Source organism: Pantoea dispersa, from assembly GCF_014155765.1.
GTDB lineage: Bacteria > Pseudomonadota > Gammaproteobacteria > Enterobacterales > Enterobacteriaceae > Pantoea > Pantoea dispersa.
This window is the reverse complement of record NZ_SCKT01000005.1, coordinates 81,833-93,778: the sequence shown is the minus strand read 5'-3', so window position 1 is coordinate 93,778 and position 11,946 is coordinate 81,833. Positions and strand designations below refer to the sequence as shown.

Here is an 11,946-nt window from a genome sequence, read left to right as displayed (position 1 = left end):
GGCTCCTTATTTGCCGCTCAGACTGTTGTGGATCATGTCGAGCCAGCCAGGGATGCCGAGCTGGAAGGATTGCAGCAGTTTCACATCGAAGCCACGGAAGAAGCCGCTCAGCACAAACAGCAGGACAATCGCAGCCATCATCACTTTGGTGACTTTGTTCCAGCCGCTCTCTTCCACGCCTTTACCGATCAGAATGCCCAGCACCAGACCCGGCACGGCATTACCCATGATCAACTGCGCCAGACCACCAAAAATGGTTGCCCAGAAGCCCGATTTCTTACCGGCATCTATCGCCGCCAGCCAGAAGATCACCGGCATCACCGTGTTCACCAGCAGATTCGCCGCCGGCACCAGCACCTTTACCGCGGTCACCTGCAGCGCAGCCGGTACGGCGGAAGCAGTACTGTTCAGGAAGGCCACCACGATCATGCCGATGATGCCGCAGGCAATCGCCATGCGTTTCGGGTTATGCAGCGTTTCCGCGACGTTGCGGTTCTTTACCATCAGTGCGGCCGCGCCCCAGTTCGGCAGAATGCGGTGATCCACATCCTGCGTGAAGGAGCCCGCGGCAACGGAGGATGCCCAGGCGTTAAAGAAGAAGCCGAGACCAAAGGAGAAGTGCGAAGCCGGATCGCCCTCGCAGGAGTTGAGCTCGCCCAGCGTACGGAAGGCACCCATCCCCTGCGTGACAGGCGCGTGGAACATGCGCGCCGCGCCCGCTCCAACGCCCACGCCGACTAATCCACCTATGATCAACGACTTAAACAAAATGATTAAAAACATATTGTTACCCTTGTTGTCGTTATTCTTACGTTGCTGTGAAGGTCACGCTCTCGGTGTCGATCACAGTGACGCTGACGGTAATTTCCAGCTCCACGCTGTAATTCCGCCGTTCACGCGCGAGGAAGAAAAACAGAAATTTCTCCTTCCGCACGCTCTCCTGCGCGCGCAGCACCCGCACATCGAGCGGTTCAATGCGCAACAGAATTTTCTGGCTGGTGCGCAGCACCTGCTGCTGCACCTTGCTGAGCGCATCGGCGAAGGCTTTTGCTTTGCTGTCGCCTTTGCCCTGCACCGTGACCTGCGTCTCATACTGTTGTTTCATGCTTAGCTGCCGTGTTTTTTATTCCAGGCCTGAACCAGACGCTCACCCAGCTCTTCTTTATCCATGAAGCCAAAACCGAGCACGGTGGCGCCTTCGTTGATGGCGGTTACCCCTTCGTCAACCGAACGCATGCCGTGTTTGGCTTTGTAGCCGTACTTGTTCTGTGCGGTGATGGCACCCGCGCCGCCGCTGCCGCAGAAGGAGATGCCGAAATCAGCGTTTTCCGCTTTCATCACGTCGCCCAGTTTCATATCCGCCGCCACGCCCGGCACCACTACTGCCCGACCGCCGGCTTTTTCCACGCCAGCTGCCACTTTCTGCCCTTTACCCAGACGATCGCCAATCACTACCGTTACCATATTCCGTTCCTCTCTCAATTCATGCTTCGTTCGATTTCGCCACTTCGATATGCACCGACAGCAGCCAGGCTTCTTTGACAGGCAAATTGCCAAACAGATCCACCACCTGCTGCGCCAGCGCCATGGTCTCAGGCGAGATGTCCTCAAACAGTTCGGCTTCGACGTCCGGCAGCGCCTCTCCGGTGAGAGAGCGAGCCGCCATGGCGCGGACATGTGAGGCCAGCATTTGCTGTTGCACCGCATTGGCTGCAATGTGGTGCGCGGCATACAGCGCCGCGATTTGATTCATCACCTTATCCGCCAGCGCCTGGATTGCCTCCGGCGTGCTCGGTTTCAGCGGGACAGCATCACTCCTCACCTTGTTACTCCTGTTTACAGCGGACAATGTCAGATAATTCGCGTTGAGAAGAAATTACGCTGTCCGCCTGGCGGTGTGGAGACGCAACATTTCCACCTCAAAGTGGAAATCCCACGGGCGACTGTGCGCCAGATCGCACGATGCACGAACTATGCGAGATCGCTCACGAAATGCGTGAAATGAGGTAAAAAGCGGGATAAAAACGGTGGAGTGACGCGAAGCCGCGGCAGGAATAAGGCCAGCCTGCAGGCTGGCCCGGTTTATCAGCGGAATTTCTTATGGTTGGCGTTACGGATATCTTCCAGTTTCTTCGCTTCGGTTTTCGCCTCGTCCAGCTTGTTAGCCTGCGCCAGCTGGTCGACAACGTCGATCTGGGCAATCAGTGAGTCCAGACCGGCGTGGTAATCCTTGATCTGTGCGCTGTCAGCGCCCTGACCTTCCAGTTTTTCCGGCGTGGATTTTTTTGCATCCTGCGCAGCGGCACGCATCTTGCCCAGTGCAGCGTGCATTTCCTGCGCGTCAGAGGTTTTCTTAACGACACTCAGCCCGTCTTTCAGAGTATCCATATCCTGCTCCAGGTCAGCCGCGAACAGGCTGGCTGAAGAGAACAGCAACGACAAAGACAACATAGCAATCACATGCTTACGCATAACGTTTTCCTTTAATTATTATCAGGCGAAAAAAAAGCAGCCGCTGTGGGCTGCTTTCATCAAGCGATGTCTTTATTGTCCGGCGATTTTCATCTCCGGCAGCAGCACCGATCCGCATTGTATATTGCTGCGCGTTTCAATGTCGTTACCGACCGTTACCATATTGAGCCACATATCTTTGAGGTTGCCCGCAATTGTGATCTCGCTCACAGGGTATTGAATTTCACCGTTTTCAACCCAGAAGCCAGCCGCACCGCGCGAGTAGTCACCGGTCATGGCGCTGACGCTGGAACCCATCATCTCGGTAACGATCAAACCGCGTCCCATCTGCTTCACCAGATCGTCAAAGCTGTGGCCCTGACCGGCGATGCGCCAGTTATGAATGCCGCCCGCGTGGCCGGTGCTTTGCAGGCCGAGCTTACGCGCCGAATAGCTGGTCAGCAGCCAGTTCTGCAGCACGCCATCTTTCACGATTTCGCGCGCTTCGGTGCGTACGCCTTCGCTGTCGAACGGCGTCGAGGCCAGCCCTTTCAGCAGGTGCGGCTTCTCTTCAATCGTAAGCCACGACGGCAGAATCTGCTGGCCCAGCGCGTCGAGCAGGAAGGTGGATTTACGGTAAACGCTGCTGCCGCTGATCATGCCCACCAGATGGCCGAACAGGCCGGTAGCCACTTCCGGCGCAAACAGCACCGGCGCTTTCATGGTCGGCAGCTTACGTGGCGAAAGACGTGCCAGCACGCGGCGCGCGCACTCCGCGCCCACCCAGTCGGCGCTTTGCAGATCGCCCATCGCGCGGCCAATGGTATAGGCGTAGTCGCGCTCCATGTCACCGTTGTGCTCGGCAATGACGCAGCTCGACAGCGAATGCCGGCTCGAGCAGTAGCTCTGCAGCATGCCATGGCTGTTACCAAAGACTTTGATGCCGACGTGGCTGTTAAAGCTGCCACCCTCGGTATTGGTGATGCGTTTATCAGCCTGCAGTGCGGCCTGCTCGGCCTGCGCGGCCAGCTCAATGGCGCGATCGGCGTCGATCTCCCACGGGTGATAGAGATCGAGATCCGGCGCCTCAAACGCCAGCAGATCGCGCTCGGCCGGCGCAGCACAGGGATCGGGCGAGGTGTAGCGCGCGATATCGATCGCCGCCTGCACGGTGCGTTTAATCGCGTCCGGGCTGAGATCGGTCGAGGAAGCACTGCCTTTGCGGTTTTGGTGATAGACGGTGATGCCAAGCGCGCCATCGCTGTTGAATTCGACGTTTTCCACTTCGCCGTAGCGGGTACTGACACCGATTCCGGTGGTTTTGGTGACCGCCACTTCTGCTCCGTCGGTGCTGGCTTGCACCAGTTCCAGCGCCTGCGCGACAGCCTGTTCCAACACTTTACGTTGTTCTGCAACCTGAGTAGATACGTTCATCGACCTGCCGTCTAATCTTAAGTATGAATTTATTGAGTCTATCAGACTCAGAGAACAATTTCGCAGTCGCCCGATAAACTGGTAGGATTAGCCTCTTTTTTTAGGGAGCCAACAGATGACGAAGCAGCCCGAAGACTGGCTCGACGATGTGCCGGATAATCAGGAAGAAGAAGACGAAGAGATTATCTGGGTCAGTAAAAGTGAAATTAAACGCGACGCCGAGGAGCTGAAACGCCTGGGCGCCGAGTTAGTGGATTTAGGGAAAAACTCCCTGGATAAGATCCCGCTTGATGAACAGCTGCGTGACGCCATTGAACTGGCGCAGCGCATTAAGAAGGAAGGCCGCCGCCGCCAGCTGCAGCTGATTGGTAAAATGCTGCGTCAGCGCGACGAAGAGCCAATCCGCCTGGCGCTGGATAAGCTGAAGAACCGCCACAACCAGCAGGTTGCGCTGTTCCACAAGCTGGAGCAGCTGCGCGATCGGCTGATCGAACAGGGTGATGACGCGGTGGCGGAAGTGCTGAATCTCTATCCGCACGCCGACCGCCAGCAGCTGCGCAGTATGATCCGCAACGCGCAGAAAGAGAAAGCCGCCAGTAAGCCGCCAAAAGCCGCCCGCCAGATTTTCCAGTACCTGCGCGAGCTGGCTGAAGCGTAAGTCCGCTGCGGACGGTTGCCCTGCCCTCACCCTAACCCTCTCCCGCAAGCGGGAGAGGGGATATAAAGTACAGTGCCGGGTTAGAAGCAGAGTGCTGAGGTAGCTGAGGACGAGCGCTGAATGTGACGTCCGCACCGGGCGGCCCCTTCTCCCGCTTGCGGGAGAAGGCTGGGATGAGGGTAGCCCCCTTATCTGCCAGAGGCCGGCCTGAACCGGCCACGCATTACTTACCTAACCGCTCCAGCAGTTTCTGATGAATCCCGCCAAAGCCGCCGTTGCTCATCACCAGAATCGAATCACCCGGTTGCGCCGCTTTAGCCACCATCTCCACCAGCGTATCAATGTCCGCGCTCCAGTGTGCCGGCTGAATGCAGGCGTCCGCAACGTCGGCGACCTGCCACGGAATGTGGTGCGGCTGGAACAGGAACACCTCATCGGCACGCCCTAACGAAGGGGCCAGTTCGTTCTTGCTCACGCCCATCTTCATGGTATTAGAGCGCGGCTCAAGCACCGCCAGAATGCGTGCGGTGCCGCCGACTTTACTGCGCAGCGCCGCCAGCGTAGCGAGAATCGCCGTTGGGTGATGGGCAAAATCGTCATACACCTTAATCGCGTTCACTTCGCCGCGTAGCTCGAGGCGACGACGCGCGTTAATGAAGCTGTTCAGCGCCTCTCCGGCATCGCACGGCTTCACGCCAACGTGACGTGCGGCGGCAATCGCCATCAGGCCGTTGTGCATATTGTGTTCGCCGACCAGCGCCCAGTTCACTTCCGCCACTTTCTCACCGTCGAGCCAGGCTTCCCAGCGCGAGGCATCCGGCACCAGCTTCTTCGCCTGCCAGCGGCCGTTGTCGCCCACGCTCTCCTGCTCGCTCCAGCAGCCCATCGCCATCACCTGCTTAATATTGTGATCGTGTTCCGGCAGCAGGATCTTGCCCTGACCCGGCACGATGCGCACCAGATGGTGGAACTGCTTCTGGATCGCCCGCAGATCGTCGAAGATGTCGGCATGATCGAACTCAAGATTGTTGAGGATCAGGGTGCGCGGGCAGTAGTGTACAAACTTGGAACGCTTGTCGAAAAACGCGCAGTCGTACTCATCCGCCTCGATGACGAAGAATGGACTTTTTCCTAATTTTGCCGATACGTCGAAGTTACCCGGCACCCCACCAATAATAAAGCCTGGTTCCAGGCCGCAGGCCTCGAGAATCCACGCTGCCATGCCGGCTGTGGTGGTTTTGCCATGGGTACCGGCCACCGCCAGTACCCAGCGATCGCGCAGCACGAAATCGTGCAGCCATTGCGGTCCGGAAAGGTAAGGAATGTTGCGTTCCAGCACCGCTTCCACGCACGGGTTGCCACGCGTCATGGCGTTGCCAATGATCACCAGATCCGGTGCCGGGTCCAGCTGCGAGGCATCGTAACCTTCAGTTAATTCAATGCCTTGCTGTTGCAGCAGTGTGCTCATCGGCGGATAGACATTGGCATCTGAACCGGTCACTTCATGTCCGAGCGAGCGGGCCAGCATCGCCAGTCCGCCCATAAAAGTGCCACAAATCCCAAGGATGTGAATGCGCATAAAAAGATCCATTACTCAAAAGTTCGGCGCACAGTGTAACGCCGAGTCCGGAGGGAAGAAACGGATTAGGACTATGGTTTTTGAAGTTCAATCGGCTAAACTGCGTACGCATACGTTGGTAGCTTGTTACAGCTGCTGCCACTCCATCGTAGATTCAGGGAATGTGTTATGAAAACGTTAGGCGAATTCATCGTCGAGAAGCAACACGACTTTCCTCACGCCACAGGTGAACTGACGGCGCTGATTTCCTCCATCAAGCTGGGCGCAAAAATCATCCACCGCGACATCAACAAAGCGGGTCTGGTGGATATTCTTGGTGCCAGCGGCGTAGAGAACGTGCAGGGTGAGCAGCAGATGAAGCTGGATCTGTTCGCTAACGAAAAGCTGAAAGCGGCACTGAAGGCGCGCGGTGTGGTCGCGGGGATTGCTTCCGAAGAAGAAGATGAGTTTGTCATCTTTGAAGGTTCGGAGAACGGTAAGTACGTAGTATTAATGGACCCGCTGGATGGTTCTTCGAACATCGACGTTAACGTTTCCGTCGGCACCATTTTCTCGATTTATCATCGTATTAGCGAGCCAGGCACACCAATCACTGAAGCCGATTTCATGCAACCGGGCCACAAGCAGGTTGCCGCAGGTTACGTGGTGTACGGTTCCTCAACCATGATGGTATACACCACCGGCGTGGGCGTTCATGCCTTCACTTACGATCCGTCGCTCGGCGTGTTCTGCCTGAGCCACGAACGCATGACCTTCCCGGAAAAAGGCTACACCTACTCGATCAACGAAGGGAATTACATCCGCTTCCCGCAGGGCGTGAAAAAGTACCTGAAGTTCTGCCAGGAAGAAGATGTTTCAACGAAGCGCCCTTACACCTCGCGCTACATCGGTTCACTGGTGGCGGATTTCCACCGCAACCTGCTGAAGGGCGGCATTTATCTCTATCCCAGCACCGCCAGCCACCCGAAAGGCAAGCTGCGCCTGCTGTATGAGTGCAACCCGATGGCCTTCCTCGCCGAACAGGCGGGCGGTAAAGCCAGCGACGGTAAAAACCGTATCCTCGATATTCAGCCGGAAACGCTGCACCAGCGCTGCCCGTTCTTCTGCGGTAATGATGCGATGGTCGACGACGTTGAACGCTTTATGCGTGAGTTACCGGACGAACATCAGGCGTAAGTAAGCGGGCATTTAAAATGCCTGCGTGTGATGTTTGCCAGTAAATGATTTTCGGTCGCCATTAATGGCGACCCTACAGGTTGATGGCACGGTTTATGTTGGGTGCGCATTTATGCGCACCGGCATACAGAAATTAATTGCCACTTAATCGGCATTACGCCGGCGCCCAGGCTTACTTATTTTTTATTTCTGATTCTTGCCTGACGATTAATTAATTCACCATTCTCCGCATAATAACGACTCGGCCAGATCTCAGCCGGCGAAATACCAATTGCTTCGGCAATAATTAATTCCCCTTTCGGCCACGGACGCGCCAGCGCGTTGGCTAACGTGGTGGAACATAATCCCGCCTGTCGGGATAACGCCGCCATTGAGGTTCCCTTTTTACGCAGCGCCGCAATGATATCGGCCGGATGCCAGTCTGACTTCGCATTATTCACGCAACTCTCCTTAGTTCGCTTATCCATTCCCGTAACGATACTACGTTACTCGTAGTATCTGACAAGCGCTAAATCTACGATTCTCGTAGTCATGAAACCGACCTCCTCGCTGCAAGACACTTTTTGTCGACGCCTGAAACAAGCGCGTCTGGCGAAAGGTTTGTCGCAGAAAGGATTGGGTATTGCCGCAGGGATCGAAGAGTTTTCTGCCAGCGCGCGTATTAATCGCTATGAACTGGGCGTGCATAAACCGGACTTATTAACGCTGCAATTACTGGCGCAGGTGCTGGAAGTGCCGGCAGCCTATTTTCTGGCGGAAGATGATCGGCTGGCCGCCATGATTCTGGCGTTTCCCGCCGGTCTGAACAGCGGTGCACAATAACACGCACCGCGTAAATTACCGCGTTATCTTCTCCCGCGTCGCCATCCATCAGGGCGAACGCAGGCAGCGTTACCGGTCATCCCTGACCCCACCCTGATTATGCTGTCGCCACGCGGAACTGTGCCATGGATGCCTGCAACTGCTGCGACTGCGCTTCCAGCGACTGCGTAGCGGCGCTGGCCTGTTCCACCAGCGCGGCGTTTTGCTGTGCGGCTTCATCCATCTGCGTTACCGCCTGGTTAACCTGTTCAATACCGCGGCTCTGCTCTTCCGAGGCGATGGAGATCTCTTTCATTAGCGCGGTCACCCGCATCACTTCACTGGAGATCTCATCCATGGTTTCGCCGGCGCGCGTGGCCATGTCGCTGCCCTCTTTGACCCGCGTCTGTGATTCGCTGATCAACTCACGAATCTCTTTGGCGGCGCTGGCGCTGCGCCCGGCCAGGGTGCGCACTTCGTTGGCAACCACGGCAAAACCGCGCCCCTGCTCACCGGCACGCGCCGCTTCCACCGAGGCGTTGAGCGCCAGGATGTTGGTCTGGAACGCAATGCCGTCGATCACGCTGAGAATATCGGCGATCCGATCGGAACTGTGGGTGATCTCACGCATCTTCTCCATCACGTAGCACACCACTTCCGCGCCGCGGTCGGCGGTATCGGACACGCTACTGGCTAGCTGGTTGGCCTGCTGCGCGTTGCTGGCGTTAAGCCGGACGGTGGCTGTGAGCTGCTCCATGCTGGCGGCAGTCTGCTCCAGCGAGGCCGCCGACTCTTCAGTGCGCTGCGACAGATGCACCGTGCCCGCGGACAGCTCGCGGCTGCCGACGTCAATCTGCAGGCTGGCTTCACGCACCTGGCTGACCGAGTTGCGCAGCGCCAGCTGCATTCCCGTCAGCGCCTGGTTCAGACGGCCAATTTCGTTATTGGCCGCTGCCGGCAGCGGCTGCGACAGATCGCCGGCTGCAATCTGCTCCAGATGCTGGATCGCCCCATCCAGCGGACGCAGTAGCGCGCGGCGCAGCAGCAGCCAGGCCAGTGCAATCAGCAACAGGGTCAGCGCGACGGCGACGCCAATCATGATCTTCATCTGCAGTTCATTGTGCGCCGCTGCCGCCAGACGTGCGGCAGAGACTTCGTCGGCATACAGGCTGAAGTCGTTCACTGCCTTTGAATAGTTAGCCGCCAGCTGCGACAGGTTGCCTTCCAGCACCTGGTAATACTCATCGGTATACTGCTTTTGCAGCGCATCCATCATGGGTGCCATGGCACCTTTCTGATACGCGCTGAACGCGGCCGCGACCGCATCGGCGAGGCTTTTGCCCTGCGCGGTAACGGTACCGGCATCAATAAACGCGGTGAGATGGCGTTGCGAGCTGGCGACATCCGCCTGCGCCTGTTTGGTGACGGTCGCGCCCTCGTCCAGCAGGCCGATTTCGATTTTGCGCACCGCCAGCGCGGCGCTGGCGCGGGCACGCATCAAATCGGCGTTGCTCTGATACAGGCTGTTGAGTTCAATGCCCTGAATACGGTTGATGGCGTCAAGTGACTGGTTGCCGGAATTGATGGCGTAGATGCCCATAGCGCTCACTGCCAGCAGCAGCAGCGTCATAAAGGCCAGAAGAGAGAGTAAAGCCGTGCGTATAGATAGCTGTGTGATCATGATAATTCCCGTGCGCTTTAAAAAAGGGAGAATCCAGTAGCCCTAAAACGGAGAGATTATCGGCAGTGACCGGCGGAAACTTTATCCTTGATTGATGGTCAACCTGATTACGATCATCTACGCTTCAGATTTCCTGAAGTTCGTAGCGCTAAAAGCAAGGAATGTAACGATGAAAAAATGGCTTCCGCTTGCCTGTCTGTTCGCGTCCAGCGTGGCAATGGCACAGCAAAACCCTATCGATCAGCAGCTCAATCAATGCCTGAATAAAGAGTCCAGCACCGCCGGCATGTCGCAATGCTACAGCACGGCCAATAAGGCGTGGGACAAAGAGATGAATGCGCAATATAGCCAGCTGATGAAGAAATTAACCGGTGAGCCCAAAGACAAACTGCGCAATGCGCAGCGCGCCTGGCTGGCCTACCGTGATAGCTGGACCGATGCCAGCCGCAGCTATTTCCTCAGCAGTCAGGGCTCCATGGCGGCGCTGTCAGTGGGCGCGCAGGGCGTCAGTCTGGTGCGCAACCAGGCGCTGATGCTGCAATCAATCAACAAAGGCAGTTGCGCCAATCCCGATGATTGTTGATAAATGGGGGCGTTAAACACGCTTAGCGCTGGCCACGGTCAGCGCGCCCATTATTCACGGAGAAACCATGGCTGCCTACGCCTCGACCCTCATTCTTATCTGCCTCGCCATCCTGAGCTACTTCGTCCACAACAGCGCCGTTACCATTTCGATTCTCATCCTGCTGGTGATTAAGCTCACGCCGCTGGCACAGTTCTTTCCCTACGTCGAAAAGCAAGGCATCCAGATTGGTATCATTATTCTCACCGTGGCCGTCATGGCACCGCTGGCAAGCGGCACGCTGCCGGCCTCGTCGCTGCTGAAATCCTTTGCTAACTGGCAATCCATTGTGGCGATTATCGTTGGCGTATTTGTTGCCTGGCTCGGCGGTCGCGGCGTCAGTTTAATGAGCGTGCAGCCGTCGGTGATTGGCGGGTTGCTGATTGGCACGGTGATTGGTGTGGCGTTCTTTCGCGGCGTGCCGGTCGGGCCGCTAATCGCCGCAGGGATTGTGTCGCTGTTTGTCACCACGAAGTAGCCTGCTGGACCATTCCGAAACGCCAAAAAGGGGGCATACTTTCAGAGTCAGTTGGCTATAATAGCCGTCACTCAACTTACGACTAATGAAGGAAAGCCAGATGAGTTTGAACCAGGTGCCTGCAGGTAAAGATCTGCCAGAAGATATCTATGTCGTCATCGAGATCCCGGCCAACGCCGATCCGATCAAATATGAAGTGGACAAAGAGTCTGGCGCCCTGTTTGTAGACCGTTTCATGTCTACCGCCATGTTCTATCCGTGCAACTACGGTTACATCAACCACACGCTGTCTCTGGATGGTGACCCGGTTGACGTACTGGTGCCAACCCCGTATCCGCTGCAGCCAGGTTCAGTGATCCGCTGCCGTCCAGTGGGCGTGCTGAAGATGACCGACGAATCAGGTGAAGATGCCAAACTGGTAGCGGTTCCGCACACCAAGCTGAGCAAAGAGTACGATCACATTAAAGATGTGAACGACCTGCCAGAACTGCTGAAAGCGCAGATCACCCACTTCTTCGAGCACTACAAAGATCTGGAAAAAGGCAAATGGGTGAAGGTTGACGGCTGGGACAACGCGGAAGCGGCTAAAGCTGAAATCATCTCCTCTTTCGAGCGCGCACAGAAGAAGTAAGTTTTCTGTCAGCGCTGTCGCATCGCTATATACGGCGATCGGCAGATAAAAAAACACCGCCCACTGGGCGGTGTTTTTATTTACGCTTCTGCGGCGTCATCGCGCCGTAACCAGTCGCCACTCGCGATGCGGGTGCGACCGGCAATCGAACGCTGATACACGTACAGCCAGGCGCTGCCGTAGGGCGTCTGGATCAGCTGGCGCTTATACTCGCCGTTCTTGCTGCGCAAGGCATCCAGCTCGCCGAGGGTACTGGCGTCGATGCGATACACTTCGCAGTACACCGTGCCGTCCCCCTCAACCACGCCCGGATAGTGACCGAGATTGTAGAGCGCAAACCCTTCAATCTGATGGTCGCCGAGCCATTGCGCATTGGTCATCCAATGACTATTTCCCTGTTTGCGCCGTAAACTGCCGTAGACAATTATTCGCATT

Annotated in this window: 16 protein-coding genes; 6 read left to right on the top strand and 10 right to left on the bottom strand. The window is 56.7% G+C overall.

The features are described 5' to 3' along the window. Nucleotides 1-6: 6 nt before the first annotated feature. The 6 genes from H7K56_RS15380 to pmbA form a co-directional block, all read right to left on the bottom strand. Entirely contained in the window at nt 7-783 is a 777-nt protein-coding gene (locus H7K56_RS15380; protein WP_021509725.1) for a DUF4311 domain-containing protein, read from the bottom strand. Between the two features lie 25 nt (nt 784-808). Further along, nucleotides 809-1,105 carry a DUF4312 family protein gene (locus H7K56_RS15375; RefSeq protein ID WP_021509726.1) on the bottom strand — a complete coding sequence of 99 codons (297 nt, stop codon included), beginning with the start codon at nt 1,103-1,105 and terminating at the stop codon, nt 809-811. A gap of 2 nt (nt 1,106-1,107) precedes the next feature. Further along, nucleotides 1,108-1,464: an SFCGS family glycine-rich protein gene (locus H7K56_RS15370; protein ID WP_021509727.1), complete on the bottom strand. Its 357-nt coding sequence runs from the start codon at nt 1,462-1,464 to the stop codon at nt 1,108-1,110. 19 nt (nt 1,465-1,483) lie between these two features. Then, a complete protein-coding gene (locus H7K56_RS15365; protein ID WP_150360368.1) occupies nt 1,484-1,822 on the bottom strand; it encodes a glycine dehydrogenase in 339 nt (112 codons plus the stop codon). Between the two features lie 263 nt (nt 1,823-2,085). Beyond that, on the bottom strand, nt 2,086-2,472 hold the full coding sequence (gene cybC, locus H7K56_RS15360) for a cytochrome b562 (RefSeq protein ID WP_021509728.1): 387 nt from the start codon (nt 2,470-2,472) through the stop codon (nt 2,086-2,088). Nucleotides 2,473-2,544: 72 nt separating this feature from the next. Next, nucleotides 2,545-3,885, bottom strand: a complete 1,341-nt coding sequence (pmbA, locus tag H7K56_RS15355; protein WP_150360367.1) for a metalloprotease PmbA — start codon at nt 3,883-3,885, stop codon at nt 2,545-2,547. A 115-nt stretch (nt 3,886-4,000) separates the two neighbouring features. Between pmbA and yjgA the strand changes: the two genes are divergently transcribed. After that, nucleotides 4,001-4,543 carry a ribosome biogenesis factor YjgA gene (yjgA, locus tag H7K56_RS15350; RefSeq protein WP_058759857.1) on the top strand — a complete coding sequence of 181 codons (543 nt, stop codon included), beginning with the start codon at nt 4,001-4,003 and terminating at the stop codon, nt 4,541-4,543. A gap of 223 nt (nt 4,544-4,766) precedes the next feature. Here yjgA and mpl read toward each other — a convergent pair whose 3' ends face one another. Then, nucleotides 4,767-6,122, bottom strand: coding sequence for a UDP-N-acetylmuramate:L-alanyl-gamma-D-glutamyl-meso-diaminopimelate ligase (gene mpl, locus H7K56_RS15345; protein ID WP_058771333.1), 1,356 nt, complete (start codon nt 6,120-6,122; stop codon nt 4,767-4,769). Nucleotides 6,123-6,290: 168 nt separating this feature from the next. Between mpl and fbp the strand changes: the two genes are divergently transcribed. Further along, the gene (gene fbp, locus H7K56_RS15340) at nt 6,291-7,298 is read left to right on the top strand and encodes a class 1 fructose-bisphosphatase (protein ID WP_150360366.1); all 1,008 of its coding nucleotides are present in this window, start codon (nt 6,291-6,293) and stop codon (nt 7,296-7,298) included. Between the two features lie 176 nt (nt 7,299-7,474). Here fbp and H7K56_RS15335 read toward each other — a convergent pair whose 3' ends face one another. Further along, on the bottom strand, nt 7,475-7,738 hold the full coding sequence (locus tag H7K56_RS15335; RefSeq protein ID WP_021509732.1) for a helix-turn-helix domain-containing protein: 264 nt from the start codon (nt 7,736-7,738) through the stop codon (nt 7,475-7,477). A 91-nt stretch (nt 7,739-7,829) separates the two neighbouring features. Between H7K56_RS15335 and H7K56_RS15330 the strand changes: the two genes are divergently transcribed. Then, nucleotides 7,830-8,120: a helix-turn-helix domain-containing protein gene (locus tag H7K56_RS15330; RefSeq protein ID WP_104188208.1), complete on the top strand. Its 291-nt coding sequence runs from the start codon at nt 7,830-7,832 to the stop codon at nt 8,118-8,120. Between the two features lie 97 nt (nt 8,121-8,217). Here H7K56_RS15330 and H7K56_RS15325 read toward each other — a convergent pair whose 3' ends face one another. Further along, nucleotides 8,218-9,777, bottom strand: coding sequence for a methyl-accepting chemotaxis protein (locus tag H7K56_RS15325; protein WP_059012338.1), 1,560 nt, complete (start codon nt 9,775-9,777; stop codon nt 8,218-8,220). 172 nt (nt 9,778-9,949) lie between these two features. Here H7K56_RS15325 and H7K56_RS15320 point away from each other — a divergent pair, with 172 nt between their 5' ends. The 3 genes from H7K56_RS15320 (at nt 9,950) to ppa (ending at nt 11,511) form a co-directional block, all read left to right on the top strand. Further along, nucleotides 9,950-10,363 (top strand): lysozyme inhibitor LprI family protein, encoded by a 414-nt coding sequence (locus tag H7K56_RS15320; RefSeq protein WP_021509735.1) that lies wholly within the window; start codon nt 9,950-9,952, stop codon nt 10,361-10,363. Between the two features lie 67 nt (nt 10,364-10,430). Beyond that, a complete protein-coding gene (locus tag H7K56_RS15315; RefSeq protein ID WP_021509736.1) occupies nt 10,431-10,880 on the top strand; it encodes a DUF441 domain-containing protein in 450 nt (149 codons plus the stop codon). A gap of 100 nt (nt 10,881-10,980) precedes the next feature. Beyond that, complete coding sequence (gene ppa / locus H7K56_RS15310; protein ID WP_021509737.1) at nt 10,981-11,511, top strand: inorganic diphosphatase; 531 nt, start codon at nt 10,981-10,983, stop codon at nt 11,509-11,511. An 80-nt stretch (nt 11,512-11,591) separates the two neighbouring features. Here ppa and H7K56_RS15305 read toward each other — a convergent pair whose 3' ends face one another. Further along, on the bottom strand, nt 11,592-11,945 hold the full coding sequence (locus tag H7K56_RS15305) for a gamma-glutamylcyclotransferase family protein (RefSeq protein WP_031280151.1): 354 nt from the start codon (nt 11,943-11,945) through the stop codon (nt 11,592-11,594). Nucleotide 11,946 lies beyond the last annotated feature (1 nt).